Origin of the sequence: Pseudoclavibacter sp. Z016, from assembly GCF_002931215.1 — a bacterium.
Taxonomy (GTDB): Bacteria; Actinomycetota; Actinomycetes; order Actinomycetales; family Microbacteriaceae; genus Pseudoclavibacter.
In genome coordinates, this window is the sequence record NZ_PSTU01000011.1 from 291,375 (window position 1) to 305,444 (window position 14,070).

Below are 14,070 nucleotides of genomic sequence, written 5' to 3' on the forward strand. Positions count from 1 at the left end.
GAGAATCAATGAGCGCAGTTCTTGAAGGCATCACCGTGAGCGAGGCCACGCACTCCGTGACCCTCACGCAGGCGGCCCTCGACAAGATCAAGAACCTCATCGGCCAGGAGAGCGAGGGCGGGCTCCGCCTCCGCATCGCCGTGCAGCCTGGTGGCTGCTCCGGGCTGATCTACCAGCTGTTCTTCGACGAGCGCATCCTCGACGGCGACGCGACCGTCGACTTCGACGGAGTGGAAGTCATCGTCGATCCGATGAGCGTCCCCTACCTTGACAGCGCGAAGATCGACTTCGAAGACACGATCCAGAAGCAGGGCTTCACGATCGACAACCCGAGCGCGCAGGGATCCTGTGCCTGTGGCGATTCGTTCCACTGACCCGACACGCGGGGCGGCGCCCCGCGACACACCCGAAACGGCGTGGTCTTTGACCGCGCCGTTTCGTCGTCTCCGCGCGCCCCGAGTCGTTCGCCCGCGAGATTCCCACTAGACTGACAGCAACCTGTATGCGTCACCTCGAAAGGTTTGCCGTGCGAGACACCCGCCGCGTGAAGTGGTTCGCCGCTCCGATTGCAGCAGCCCTGATTCTGATTCTGGCTGGCTGCACGTCGCAAGAACTACGGGGCTACATGCCCGGTGACCCCGGCGTCACCAACCATTCCGACGCCTTTACGAACTTCTGGGTCAACTCCTGGATCATTCTGCTTGTCGTGGGCGGCATCACGTGGGGGCTCATCATCTGGGCATCCGTGATGTACCGCCGCCGCAAGGGCGAAAAGGGCCTGCCAGCTCAGCTGCGCTACCACATGCCCATCGAGATCCTCTTCACCGTGGTCCCGATCATCCTCGTCGCCGGCTTCTTCGCCTTCACGGTGCGAGAAGAGGCTCCTGTCGTCTCGAACTTCGCCGAAGAAGAGCAGGACGTGAAGATCGAGGTCTACGGCAAGCAGTGGGCATGGGACTTCAACTACCTGCCGACCAGCAACACCGCGTATGACTCGGGCGTCTACTACGAGGGCATCCAGGCGCAGGAAGACCGCGAGCCGTCTGTCGACGGAGAGCGCGGAGCTGCGACCGGAACCATCGACGAGGCAGCGCTGCCCAAGCTCGTCCTCCCGGTCGGCGCGAACGTCACGCTCGACATCAAGTCGCGCGACGTCATCCATTCCTTCTGGGTCGTCGACTTCCACTACAAGATCGACAACATCCCCGGCCACACCAACACCATGTCGTTCGTGCCAGAACGTGAAGGCACCTACATGGGCAAGTGCGCCGAGCTGTGCGGCGAGTACCACTCGATGATGCTCTTCCAGGTCGAGGTCGTCTCGCAGGCCGAGTACAACGCCTACATCGCCGAGCTGCGCGCGGCGGGCAACGTCGGCGCCCACGGCGACGACTACAACCGCAACCAGAACCTTCCGGGCACTGATGTTCCCGAGTTCAACCACGAGTCGGAATAGGGGCGACGAAAATGACGTCAACGCTGAACCGTCCAGGCATCACCCCGGTCTCTGAGGCGACCACGGCTCCGAGCCGCTCTGTCGAGCGCAAGGGCAACGTCCTCGTCACCTGGATCACCTCGACGGACCACAAGACCATCGGGTACATGTACCTGATCTCGAGCTTTGTCTGGTTCTGCATCGGCGGAGTCATGGCACTGGTCATCCGCACCCAGCTCTTCGAGCCGGGCATGGAGATCATCGACACCAAAGAGCAGTACAACCAGCTGTTCACGATGCACGGCACGATCATGCTGCTCATGTTCGGAACGCCGCTCTTCTCCGGCTTCGCGAACGTGCTCGTGCCCCTGCAGATCGGCACGGCCGACGTCGCGTTCCCGCGACTGAACGCGTTCGCCTTCTGGCTCTTCACCTTCGGCGCGCTCATCGCGGTCGGTGGCTTCCTCACGCCGGGAGGTGCGGCATCCTTCGGCTGGACGGCCTACGTCCCCTTGTCGACGATGACCTACTCTCCGGGAGTCGGAGGCAACCTCTGGGTTGCCGGGCTCGCGGCGACAGGATTCGCGACGATCTTCGGCGCCGTGAACTTCATCACGACGATCATCACGATGCGTGCACCTGGCATGACGATGTGGCGCATGCCGATCTTCACCTGGAACGCGATGATCACGTCGATCCTCGTGCTGTTCGCGTTCCCAGTTCTCGCGGCTGCCTGGTTCGGCCTGCTCATGGACCGCGTGTTCCTGACGCACATCTACGACGTCGAGGCCGGGGGAGCGATCCTCTACCAGCACCTGTTCTGGTTCTTCGGCCACCCGGAGGTCTACGTCCTCGCGCTGCCGTTCTTCGGGATCGTGTCCGAGATCTTCCCGGCCTTCAGCCGAAAACCGATCTTCGGCTACAAGACCCTCGTGTACGCGACGATCGCCATCGCGGCGCTCTCCGCCTCCGTGTGGGCTCACCACATGTACGTGACGGGCACCGTGCTCCTCCCGTTCTTCGCGCTCATGACGATGCTCATCGCGGTGCCGACCGGTGTGAAGATCTTCAACTGGCTGGGAACGCTCTGGCGTGGCTCGGTCACGTTCGAGACGCCCATGCTGTTCTCGCTCGGCTTCCTCGTCACCTTCGTCTTCGGTGGCTTGACGGGTGTCATCCTGGCCTCGCCGATGCTCGACTTCCACGTGTCTGACACGTACTTCGTCGTGGCTCACTTCCACTACGTGATCTTCGGAACGATCGTCTTCGCAATGTTCGCCGGCTTCTTCTTCTGGTGGCCGAAGTGGACGGGGAAGATGCTCAACGAGCGCCTCGGCAAGATCCAGTTCTGGTTGCTGTTCATCGGCTTCCACATGACGTTCCTCATCCAGCACTGGCTCGGCGTCATGGGCATGCCGCGTCGTTACGCGACGTACCAGCCCGAAGACAACTTCACGTGGATGAACCAGCTCTCGACGTTCGGCGCCTTCGTGCTCGCGATCTCGCTGCTGCCGTTCTTCCTGAACGTCTTCATCACGGCCCGCAACGCACCGAAGGTGACCGTCGACGACCCGTGGGGCTACGGCTCCTCGCTCGAGTGGGCGACCAGCTGCCCGCCGCCGCGTCACAACTTCACGTCCATCCCGCGCATCCGCTCGGAGCGTCCGGCGTTCGATCTCAACCACCCCGAGGTCGCACCGCACGGCTACCGCGACCTGACGCCAGTCAACGACAAGATCGGAGAACGAGAATGAAGACCTCAGCACGCCTCCTCTGGGTCCTTGCCGTCTTCTACGCGGTCGTGACCGTCGTCTACACCCTCTGGACTCATGCGGCCCTCGGCCACTACGAGTGGGTTGGCATCGTCGCACTGGCGCTGTCCGGCATCTTCGTGGCCTTCGTCGCGTTCTATCTCGGCAGCTCGGCGAAGCCGTTCCGAGTGCACGTCCTTCCCGAGGACAGGCTCGACGGCGAGATCGCTGACGCTGATCCTGAGCTCGGCTTCTTCCCGCCGCAGAGCTGGTGGCCGTTCGTGCTGGCCCTTGCCGTCGGGCTGATCTTCCTCGGCCTGTCGATCGGCGGATGGTGGTTCGCGTACTTCGCGGCGCCGCTGTTCATCATCGCCATCGTCGGCTGGGTGTTCGAGTACTACCGCGGACGCTACGCCCACTAGGCGTCGTCTGCAGGCTTCCGGCCCGTCCCTCGCAAGAGGGTCGGGCCTTTTGCCGTTCTCCGCCGACGAGGCTCGGCGCCACTCTGGTAGCCCCCACGTGCCCCTGTGGCGCTCCCTGAGTCGAGGGTGCGTGTTCGTGCACCCGGAGAGGACCTGAGGGTTCCAGAGCGCGCTGAGGGAGCACGCGCACCTCGGGCCGTGAGGACTCTGCCTCTGCCTCTGCCTCTACCGGATGCCCGCACGTTCGGAGCCCGCTCGGACGCGGGCGGAGCAAGAGCGCCGCTTTCTTGAGTCCGACCCCTACCCGCCTGCATTCGGTGCGCGCCAAGCGTGGGCAGTGCAGTGGAAACGGCGAGCTCCCTCCCGTCTCACGTCCATGGGGCCGCGACAGTGGGCTGTGGAGCCCGTGCGGGAGTCTCTGTGCCGTTGGCACCGTGACCGGACACCACCTCGACTGGTGGTGGACCTCGCGGGGATCGGCAACGCAGCCGCCCCTGCTCGTGCCGGTGGCTTTTGGGGTCTCTGTGCCCTCGCGCGACTCCGCGTGCCGGCCAATCACGTGTGGGCTCCCGAGGGCGAGAAGCCACAGCGCTCGGCGAGATCCCGTCTCGGCCGAGCGTCCTCGGCTGGCGGGCTGGGGGAGTGGAGGACTGGGGGACTGGCTGCGCGGTCTCCGCTCCTGACTCCACGGGGAGCCGGTCGCCGCTGCCCCGTTACTTTCTTCCTACCCGGTTGAGGAGGGATCCTTGGAGGGTGTTGGCCATCCCGGGCTCGGCATGATTCCTGCCCCCTGTCGTTGATGATCTGGGGGGTGTTGTCACCGAGCCTGGTTTGGCGGCAGGGGAATCGCTGATAGGGACAGGGCCCGGACTCGTCCGAGTGTCGTTCGTAACGTGGATGTCGAGCTCCGCCGCTTCTTGGTTCGGCCAACACTGCAACCGAGTTCGGAACGGGAAGGGCCGATGGAAACAAGCATCATCGGGCACGACAGCGTCGACGTGTTCATAGGTGTCGATGTCGGCAAAGGTGAGCATCACGCGGTCGCGATCGACTGCGCCGGGGAGCGCTTGTTCGACAAGGCGCTGCCCAACGACGAAGGCAAGCTGCGCGCGCTCATCGATGGTTTGAAGGGCCACGGGACGCTGCTGTTCGTGGTCGATCAGCCGGCCACGATCGGCGCGCTGCCGATCGCGGTCGCGCAAGCCGCGGGCGTCCTGGTCGGCTACCTGCCCGGGCTCGCGATGCGCCGCATCGCGGACCTCCACGCGGGAGAAGCCAAAACGGACGCGAGAGACGCCGCGATCATCGCGGAGGCTGCGCGCTCGCTCCCGCACGCCCTCCGGTCGATTCAGCTCGCGGACGAGCAGGTCGCGGAGCTGAGCATGCTCTGCGGCTTCGATGACGATCTCACGGGGCAAGTGACCGCGACGAGCAACCGCATCCGAGGTCTGCTCACACAGATCCATCCCGCGCTTGAGCGGGTCCTGGGTCCGCATCTCGATCACCCCGCGGTCGTTGATCTCCTGCAACGTCATCCCGCGCCAGCGGATCTCGCGAAAATGGGACCTGCGCGTCTCGCCAGCCGGCTCGTGAAGCTCGCGCCGCGCATGGGCAAGCCCCTCGCGGCCGAGATCATGCAGGCGCTCTCCGAGCAGACGGTCGTGGTTGTCGGCACGAACGCCGCGAGCCTCGTCCTGCCGCGCCTCGCGAAGCAGCTCGAGGACCTCCGCACGCAGCGGGCGGAGATCGCGGTCGAGGTTGAGCGGCTCGTCGACGCGCACCCTCTTCAGCCGGTCCTGACGAGCATGCCGGGAGTCGGCGACAGGACCGCAGCAAGGCTCCTCACCGAAGTCGCCGGGAAGTCGTTCGCGTCAGCCGGACACCTCGCGTCTTACGCCGGGCTCGCGCCCGTCACGAGACGCTCCGGGTCCTCGATCCGAGGCGAGCACGCTTCCCGGCGCGGGAACAAGATCCTGCAACGGGCCTTGTTCCTGTCAGCCTTCGCAGCGCTCAGAGACCCAGTTTCGCGGTCCTACTACGACCGGAAACGAGCGCAAGGCAAACGTCACAACCAAGCACTCATTGCCCTCGCGAGACGACGATGCGACGTCCTCTACGCAATGCTCCGCGACGGCACCATCTACCAACCACCCCTAGCCCTTGCCGCTTGCCAAGAACCATAGGGACACCCCCCTCGCATGAGGGACCGCCGACGACAAGAGGGGCTGTCATTCCGCATCAGCGGACTGACAGCCCCTCTTGTGTGCCCGAAGGCTCAGGGAGTTGCTACGGCCTAGTGGTGGCCGTGGTGTGCCTGTTCGATCTCCGTCTTCGTGACGGGCTCGACGCGGTCCTCGAAGAACCAGCGCGACAGAGCGGCGCGCAGGCGCATGGGAGCCGTGATCTTTCCGTCCTCGTTCGGACGGAGCATGATCGGCGCCTGCTCGTTATAGGAGACGAGCTCCCATCGGTCGTACTTGTCGAGCGGAACCTCGACCTCGACGAACTCGCCGTGGGGGAGTCGAAGAACACGTCCCGACTCGACACCGTGCAGCGCAAGCGAACGATCGCGCTTCTGGAGTCCGAGGCAGATCCGCTTCGTTGCGATGTACGCGATGACCGGTCCGAGGATCAGCATCACCTGCAGGAAGTGGATGACGTGCTCCATGGCGAGGTGGAAGTGCGTTGCCATGAGGTCGGAGCTTGCTGCAGCCCACATGACGGCGTAGAACGTGACGCCGGCTGCGCCGATCGCGGTGCGGGTGGGTGCGTTGCGCGGGCGGTCGAGCAGGTGGTGCTCGCGCTTGTCACCCGTGATCCATGCCTCGATGAAGGGGTAGACGACAACCAGCACGATGAAGATTCCGATGAGGATCAGCGGGGTCAGGATCGCGAACGACCACGTGTGGTTGAACCAGTACACCTCCCAGCCGGGCGGGATGAGTCGCAGCATGCCGTCGGCGAAGCCGATGTACCAGTCAGGCTGGGTACCGGCGGAGACGGGGGAGGGGTCGTACGGGCCGTAGTTCCAGACCGGGTTGATCGAGAAGAACGACGCGATGAGGAAGATGAGGCCGAAGATCAGGAAGAAGAATCCGCCTGCCTTGCCGGCGAACACCGGGAGGACCGGGTTTCCCACGACGTTGCCGTTCGTGCGGCCGGGTCCGGGCCACTGCGTGTGCTTGTTGATCACCATGAGGGCCAAGTGCAACGCGATGAACAGGATGACCATCGCGGGCAGGATCATGATGTGCAGCGAGTAGAGGCGCCCGACGATCTCGGTACCGGGGAACTCGCCGCCGAAGAACAGGAAGGAGACCCAGGTTCCGACGAGCGGGATGCCCTTCATGATTCCGTCGATGATGCGCAGGCCGTTGCCGGAGAGCAGGTCATCGGGGAGCGAGTAGCCGGTGAAGCCCTCTGCCATCGCGAGGATGAAGAGCACGAAGCCGACGACCCAGTTGAGCTCGCGGGGCTTGCGGAACGCTCCGGTGAAGAAGACGCGCAGCATGTGGAGCCCGATGGACGCCACGAACAGCAGCGCTGCCCAGTGGTGCACCTGGCGCATGAGCAGTCCGCCGCGGATGTCGAAGGAGATGTCGAGCGTCGACGCCATAGCGGCCGACATGCCCATGCCCTTGAGCGGGAGGTAGGAGCCTTCGTACTCGACGTGGGCCATCGACGGGTCGAAGAAGAACGTCAGGAAGGTTCCGGAGAGCAGGATGACGACGAAGCTGTAGAGCGCGATCTCTCCGAGCATGAAGGACCAGTGGTCCGGGAAGATCTTGCGTCCGAACTCCTTGACCGCACCGGAGATGGTGGTGCGCTCGTCGAGGTAGTTGGCGGCGCCGGCGATGAACCCGCCCTCGCGTACCGGAGCTTTATACGTTGTAGTCATGGCGTCGCTCCCAGAAGCTCGGTCCGACAGGTTCGGTGAAGTCGCTCTGCGCGATGAGGTAGCCCTCGTCGTCGACAGCGATCGGCAGCTGCGGGAGCGGGCGTCCCGCCGGTCCGAAGATGACCTCGCAGTGGTTCTTGACGTCGAACTGCGACTGGTGGCACGGGCAGAGCAGGTGGTGCGTCTGCTGCTCGTAGAGAGCGACCGGGCAACCGACGTGCGTGCAGACCTTGGAGTAGGCGACGATTCCGTCGTAGGACCATCCGGCACGGTCTTCGCGCTCGTTGAGCTGGTCAGCGGGCAAGCGCATGAGCAGGACAACCGCCTTGGCCTTCTCCTCGAGCAGGTGGTGCTCGAGGTCGATCAGGCCGTCGGGGATGACGTGGAAGGCAGAACCGTAGGTGACGTCCGCGGCGCGGATCGGCGTTCCCGTGGGGTCGCGGACGAGGCGAGTTCCCTCTTCCCACATGGTGTGGGAGAGCGACTCGACCGGGTCCGGGTTGTTCCCGTTGTAGAGGTCGCGGAAGAGCACGATGCCGGGAAGCGGCATGGCGACAAGGGCTCCGATGAGGGAGTTGCGGAACAGCTTGCGGCGGCTGAATCCCGACTCCTCGTTCGCCTGCGCGAAGACCTCGACCGCTCGCGAACGAGTGGCGGGGGAGCCCTTGCCCGGGTGGCGGGCCTCGGCCATCTCGTGGTCGGCCATGAGGTACTTGGACCAGGCGACCGTGCCGATGCCGATGGCGAGCATCGCGAGCGCGATGCCGATGCCGAGGAACATGTTGTTCAGGCGGACGGTCGAGATGTCCTCGCGGCTGATCGGCCACACGAAGTAGGCCACGACAGCGAAGATGCTGGCGAGTGCCGAGAACACGAACAGCGCGACGAGGAGGCGCTCAGTGCGCTTCGCCTGCGCGGGGTCCGCGTCCGTGATCCGGTCGCGGTGCGCCGGCATGCCAGGGTTCTCGAAGCCGTCCTTGGGAAGGATCGCGGTCCCGATGTGAGGCGCCCGCTCCGACGAAGGAGCAGTGCGAAGCTCTCCGCCGTGTTCGCCATCAGCCATGGTGATCCCTTTCTGGGTGTGTCTGTTCAGCTGCAGTAAGTCGTTTGGACCCGGGCCGGGTTGCTTCCGGCACTAGTTCGGTCGAGTGGCGATCCAGACCGCCATCGCGACGCCTGCGCCGATTCCGAAGATCCAGATGAAGAGGCCCTCGGAGACCGGACCGAGCGATCCGAGGCTGTTGCCGCCGATCGTGCCGGTGACCTCGGTCTGCCAGCGAATCGCCGTGATGATGTCGGCCTTGTCCTGGGGGGTGAGGTTCGCGTCGTTGAAGACGGGCATGTTCTGCGGGCCCGTGATCATCGCCTCGTAGAGGTGGACGGGCTCGACCGTCATGAGCTCGGGTGCGAACTTCCCCTCGGTGAGGGCGCCGCCCGCACCTGCGACGTTGTGGCACATGGCGCAGTTGATGCGGAACAGCTCTGCTCCACGTGCTGCGTCGCCATCGGCCTGCAGGTACTTCTCGTCGGGGACGGCGGGACCGGGGGCCAGCGAAGCGATGTAGTCGCCGAGGTCCGAGATGCCCTGCTCGTCGAACTGGACGGGCTTGGCGGGGGCCTGGGCGGCGTTGGCCTGCATAGGCATGCGGCCGGTGCCGACCTGGAAGTCGACGGCAGCGGCACCGACGCCGATGAGGCTCGGGCCGTTCTCGGTGCCCGCTGCGTTCATGCCGTGGCAGGTGGCGCAGTTGGCGCCGAAGAGCGCGGCGCCGTTCTCGATGTCTGCGGCGCTGGCGGGGGCCACGTCCTCGGCTGCAGCAGCCGTGGTTGCGGTGTCGATCGCGGTGTACGCGCCGCCGGTCAGCAGGAGGCCTGCGCCGAGGAGAGCCGCGGTGGCGAGGGGGGTGCGGCGGCGAGCCGTCTTGCGGGTCGCCGTCTTCGCAGTCCGTGGTTTGGTCGTTCGGAACATTGGTGTGTTCTCCAGGATCGGGCTACGAGAAGTAGGGCAGCAGGTAGATGACGAAGAAGAGCGCAACCCAGACCACGTCGACGAAGTGCCAGTAGTAGGAGATGCCCAGCGCGCTGCTGACCTCGCGAGTTCCCATGCGGCGGGCAGAGTACATGCGGCCGATCACGAGGAGGAACGTGACGAGTCCGCCGGTCACGTGCAGGCCGTGGAAGCCGGTCGTCATGTAGAAGGCGCTCGTGAACGCGTTCAGGTTGAGGACGTAGCCCTCGCTGACGAACGTGGCGTACTCCCAGACCTGGCCGGCGACGAAGATGCCTCCGAGCAGGACGGTGAGGTAGAACCACTCGATCGCGCCCCAGTTCTTGGGGCTCTTGCCGGTGGCGCGGGCCTGCTCGCGCTCAGCCGCGAACGTGCCGAACTGGCACGTGAACGACGAGCTGACGAGGATCAGCGTGTTGATGGTGGCGAAGGGCACGTTCAGCGCACTGTGGCCTTCGGCGAACTGCTCTGGCGCCATAGAGCGCAGAGTGAAGAAGATCGCGAAGAGCCCAGCGAAGAACATCACCTCACTACCGAGCCAAACGATGACGCCGATGGCAGTCGTATTGGGGCGATGGACCGTGTGCACGGCCTGAGCGGTGGTTGCAGCAGTCACCTGACCATTATGACCGATTTCCCAGGTTCCCGAGACAACGCACGGCTGACCGGCGGGTCGCGTCCGATTAGGTGTGCCTGGGTGGTGGACGGCTATCGTTTCCTGCATGACATCGACCGAGACCTGGCCCGGATTGCTCGAGAAGCTCCTTGGCGGTGATGACCTCAGCGTCGCGCAGGCCACGTGGGCCATGCGCCAGGTCATGAGCGGCGACGTCAGCGAAGCACGTCTGGCTGCCTTCCTGGTCGCCCTCCGCGCGAAGGGCGAGACTGTCGAGGAGGTTGTCGGGTTCCGCGACGCGATCCTCGAGCACGCTGTGCCGCTCGAGGTGCCGCCCCTGGCGCTGGACATCGTCGGTACCGGTGGCGACATGGTCGGGACCGTGAACGTCTCGACGATGGCGTCGATGGTCTGCGCCGGTGCGGGGGTCCCCGTCGTGAAGCACGGGGGCGGGGCGTCGAGCGCGAAGTCCGGATCCAGCGACGTTCTCTCGGCTCTTGGCGCAGTCCACACGGCCGACCCTGTTCGAGTGGGACGCATCTTCGAGGAGGTCGGACTCACCTTCGTCTACGCCGCGCAGTTCCACCCGGGGTTCCGCCACGCCAAGAAGGTGCGCGGTGAGCTCGGGGTTCCCACGGTCTTCAACCTGCTCGGCCCCCTCACGAATCCCGCTCGCCCCGAGGCATCGGCCGTCGGGGTCGCCCGCCAGGCCGCCATTCCGCTGATCACCGGGGTCTTCCGCACCCGCGGTGCCACCGCTCTGGTCTTCCGGGGTGACGACGGGCTCGACGAGCTGAGCGTCACCGGCTACAGCCACATCTGGGAGGTGTCGAACGGTGCGATCACCGAACACGATCTCCACCCACGGGACGTGGGCCTCGGCACCTACGACATGCAGGAGCTCCTCGGCGGTCTGCCGGAGGAGAACGCGGCCATCGCCCGCGCCGTGCTGTCCGGGAAGCAGCATGGCGCCGTTCGAGACATCGTGCTGCTCAACGCGGCCGCAGGCCTCGTCGCCTACGACCTCGCGGTGACGCCGGAAGCGGCAGAGCGGCCCCTCCGAGAGCGCCTCGCGGCGCGCATCGCTGACGCAGCGTCCAGCATCGACTCCGGCCGCGCGATCGAGACGCTGGATGCGTGGGTGGCAGCGACTCGCTCCGCGTGAAGCGAGTCGCCGATCGGCGCAGCGGACAGCAGAGTGAGCAACGCGACGACGCCGCACCAGGACAGACCGAGGCCCTCAGCAGCAAACTGCTGAGGGCCTCGGTCGTCGGGAAGCGCGCAGGGCGCTACTTGACGTCCTCGTCAACCCAGTCGAGAGTCTTCGAGACGGCCTTCTTCCAGTTCCGGTAGAGACGCTCGCGCTCTTCCTCCGGCATCTGCGGCGTCCAGCGCTTGTCCTCCTGCCAGTTGGCGGACACCTCGTCCAGGTCCTTCCAGAATCCGACTGCGAGCCCGGCGGCGTAGGCCGCACCGAGCGCGGTCGTCTCCGTGACGGCGGGGCGCACCACGTCCGTGTTCAGGATGTCTGCCTGGAACTGCATGAGCGTGTCGTTCGCGACCATGCCGCCATCGACCTTCAGCTCCGCGAGGGGCACGCCGGAGTCCGCGTTGGATGCCTCGAGGACGTCGCGGGTCTGGTATGCCGTGGATTCGAGGGCCGCACGAGCGATGTGGTTCTTGTTGACGAAGCGCGTGAGGCCGACGATGGCGCCGCGTGCATCCGGTCGCCAATACGGGGCGAAGAGCCCGGAGAAGGCCGGGACGATGTAGGTGCCTCCGTTGTCCTCGACCTTGCTGGCCAGCTCTTCGATCTCCGGAGCCGAGTTGATGAGGCCCAGGTTGTCGCGCAGCCACTGCACGAGCGACCCGGTCACGGCGATCGAGCCCTCGAGCGCGTAGACGGGAGCCGCGTCGCCGAGCTTGTAGCAGAGCGTCGTGAGGAGTCCGTTCTCGGACTTCACGATCTTCTCGCCGGTGTTGTAGATGAGGAACGATCCCGTGCCGTACGTGTTCTTCGCCTCGCCCGAGGAGAAGGCCGTCTGGCCGAAGGTGGCCGCCTGCTGGTCGCCGAGGATGCCGGAGATAGGCACCTCGCGCAGCAGTGACTGCGTGCTGGCGTGGCCGTACACCTCGGAGGAGGACTTGATCTCCGGGAGCATCGATGCCGGCACCCCGAACGCGTCGAGGATCGACTGATCCCAGGCGAGCGTCTCGAGGTCCATGAAGAGCGTGCGGGAGGCATTCGTGACGTCGGTGACATGGACGCCTCCGTCGACGCCGCCGGTGAGGTTCCAGAGCACCCAGCTGTCAGTCGTGCCGAAGATGAGATCGCCGGCCTCGGCGCGCTCCCGCGCACCCTCGACGTTCTCCAGGATCCAGACGATCTTCGTTCCGGAGAAGTAGGTGGCGAGGGGAAGCCCGACGGTGTCCTTGAAGCGCTCGACGCCGCCCTCGGCCGCGAGCCGGTCGACGATGGGCTGCGTGCGCGTGTCCTGCCACACGATGGCGTTGTAGACGGGTTCCCCGGTGGTCTTGTCCCAGACGACGGCGGTCTCGCGCTGGTTCGTGATGCCGATCGTCGCGATGTCGTGCCTGGTGATGTTCGCCTTCGAGAGTGCCTGGCCGATGACCTCTCGCGTGTTGTTCCAGATCTCCTTGGGGTCGTGCTCGACCCAGCCGGCCTTGGGGAAGATCTGCTCGTGCTCGAGCTGCCCGGTCGACACGATCGACCCGGAGTGGTCGAAGACGATGGCTCGCGAGGAGGTGGTTCCCTGGTCGATGGCGATGACGTACTTGCTCACGGAGTGACTCCTTTGTCAGAGGTGCTGATGTGCCAGCGGTGAAAAACGCGATGCTGGACTGGCGCGAGCATCGCTGGTGGTGTCCTGCAGACAGTTTCGGGGCCGGAACTGTGAAGACTCCGGCCCTGAAAGCGTCGAGTTCGCCCTGTGGGTGCTAGGCGCCGAAGGCGGAAGCTGCGGCGGGCAGGATCGCCGTGCCGACGAGGCCGGCGAGGACACCGCCGATGATCGGTCCGACGATCGGAACCCAGGAGTAGCTCCAGTCGCTGCCGCCCTTGCCCTTGATGGGGAGGAAGGCGTGCGCGAGGCGCGGTCCGAGGTCACGGGCTGGGTTGATGGCGTAGCCGGTCGGCCCACCGAGGCTCGCGCCGATGGCCACCACGACGATCGCGACGGCGAGCGGCGCGAGGTTTCCGAGGCTGCCCATGTCGGGCGCGGTCGAGTCCGTGTTCGCCATCGAGAAGGCCGGGAAGTTCTGGAACGCGATGACGGCAAGCACCAGGACGAACGTCGCGATGATCTCGGTCACGGTGTTCCAGCCGAGGCTGCGCTTGGCCGGACCCGTCGCGAAGACCGCGAGCTTCGAACCCGCATCCGGTTCGTCGTCGAAGTGGAGCTTGTAGGCGAGCCAGACGACGACGGCACCGAGGATGGCGCCGATGAGCTGAGCGACGATGCGCAGCCCCACCTCGGCGACGTCCACGGAGCCGCCGGTGACGACGGTGTTGGCCGCGAGTCCCAGCGTCACTGCTGGGTTGAGGTGGCCGCCTGACGCCGCTGACGAGAGCACGCCGATGAAGACGGCGAAGCCCCAGCCGAAGTTGATGAGCAGCCAGCCGCCGCCGTTGCCCTTCGTGTCCTTGAGGACGACGTTGGCGACGACACCGCAACCGAGGAGGACGAGCACTGCGGTGCCCACCAGCTCGGCCAAGAAGATCGATCCTAGATCCACGGGATTGCCTTTCTGGGAAGTTCGATACGGGGCGAGCCCGTGCCGCGATTGAGCGGTTCCTCACCATAGGCACAGGAACAACTCCGACGCGCGTGTTACGAGCGAGTTTCCCGAATTGTGACCCGCCATCGGCACTAGGCTGAGCGTGGCTGCAATGCTGCTGCCGAAATCTCGTCGAGAGGAT

At 65.5% G+C, this 14,070-nt stretch carries 12 protein-coding genes; 6 read left to right on the top strand and 6 right to left on the bottom strand.

Annotated features, from left to right (window positions below; genetic code table 11):
* The first annotated feature begins 8 nt into the window (after positions 1-8).
* From C5B99_RS07525 to C5B99_RS07545, 5 genes are all read left to right on the top strand, one after another.
* On the top strand, positions 9-374 hold the full coding sequence (locus C5B99_RS07525; RefSeq protein WP_104241155.1) for an iron-sulfur cluster assembly accessory protein: 366 nt from the start codon (positions 9-11) through the stop codon (positions 372-374).
* A 128-nt stretch (positions 375-502) separates the two neighbouring features.
* A complete protein-coding gene (gene coxB / locus C5B99_RS07530) occupies positions 503-1,456 on the top strand; it encodes a cytochrome c oxidase subunit II (RefSeq protein WP_104241156.1) in 954 nt (317 codons plus the stop codon).
* An 11-nt stretch (positions 1,457-1,467) separates the two neighbouring features.
* Positions 1,468-3,189 carry a cytochrome c oxidase subunit I gene (ctaD, locus tag C5B99_RS07535; protein WP_104241157.1) on the top strand — a complete coding sequence of 574 codons (1,722 nt, stop codon included), beginning with the start codon at positions 1,468-1,470 and terminating at the stop codon, positions 3,187-3,189.
* Positions 3,186-3,608: a cytochrome c oxidase subunit 4 gene (locus C5B99_RS07540; RefSeq protein ID WP_104241158.1), complete on the top strand. Its 423-nt coding sequence runs from the start codon at positions 3,186-3,188 to the stop codon at positions 3,606-3,608. The genes ctaD and C5B99_RS07540 overlap by 4 nt, the downstream gene beginning before the upstream one ends.
* 962 nt (positions 3,609-4,570) lie before the next feature.
* Positions 4,571-5,791 (top strand): IS110 family transposase, encoded by a 1,221-nt coding sequence (locus C5B99_RS07545; RefSeq protein ID WP_104241159.1) that lies wholly within the window; start codon positions 4,571-4,573, stop codon positions 5,789-5,791.
* A 110-nt stretch (positions 5,792-5,901) separates the two neighbouring features.
* On the opposite strand, the gene C5B99_RS07550 is transcribed toward C5B99_RS07545, so the two are convergent.
* From C5B99_RS07550 to C5B99_RS07565, 4 genes are all read right to left on the bottom strand, one after another.
* Positions 5,902-7,506, bottom strand: a complete 1,605-nt coding sequence (locus C5B99_RS07550; RefSeq protein ID WP_104241160.1) for a cytochrome bc complex cytochrome b subunit — start codon at positions 7,504-7,506, stop codon at positions 5,902-5,904.
* Entirely contained in the window at positions 7,490-8,569 is a 1,080-nt protein-coding gene (locus tag C5B99_RS07555; protein WP_104241161.1) for a ubiquinol-cytochrome c reductase iron-sulfur subunit, read from the bottom strand. Before C5B99_RS07555 ends, C5B99_RS07550 begins: the two co-directional genes overlap by 17 nt.
* A gap of 72 nt (positions 8,570-8,641) precedes the next feature.
* Complete coding sequence (locus tag C5B99_RS07560; RefSeq protein ID WP_104241162.1) at positions 8,642-9,475, bottom strand: c-type cytochrome; 834 nt, start codon at positions 9,473-9,475, stop codon at positions 8,642-8,644.
* A gap of 22 nt (positions 9,476-9,497) precedes the next feature.
* Positions 9,498-10,130 carry a heme-copper oxidase subunit III gene (locus tag C5B99_RS07565; RefSeq protein WP_236558405.1) on the bottom strand — a complete coding sequence of 211 codons (633 nt, stop codon included), beginning with the start codon at positions 10,128-10,130 and terminating at the stop codon, positions 9,498-9,500.
* A 106-nt stretch (positions 10,131-10,236) separates the two neighbouring features.
* Between C5B99_RS07565 and trpD the strand changes: the two genes are divergently transcribed.
* The gene (trpD, locus tag C5B99_RS07570; protein ID WP_104241164.1) at positions 10,237-11,295 is read left to right on the top strand and encodes an anthranilate phosphoribosyltransferase; all 1,059 of its coding nucleotides are present in this window, start codon (positions 10,237-10,239) and stop codon (positions 11,293-11,295) included.
* Positions 11,296-11,419: 124 nt separating this feature from the next.
* Here trpD and glpK read toward each other — a convergent pair whose 3' ends face one another.
* Together glpK and C5B99_RS07580 are read right to left on the bottom strand one after the other, a co-directional pair.
* Complete coding sequence (glpK, locus tag C5B99_RS07575) at positions 11,420-12,934, bottom strand: glycerol kinase GlpK (protein WP_104241165.1); 1,515 nt, start codon at positions 12,932-12,934, stop codon at positions 11,420-11,422.
* Between the two features lie 154 nt (positions 12,935-13,088).
* Complete coding sequence (locus tag C5B99_RS07580; protein WP_104241166.1) at positions 13,089-13,886, bottom strand: MIP/aquaporin family protein; 798 nt, start codon at positions 13,884-13,886, stop codon at positions 13,089-13,091.
* Positions 13,887-14,070: the final 184 nt, after the last annotated feature.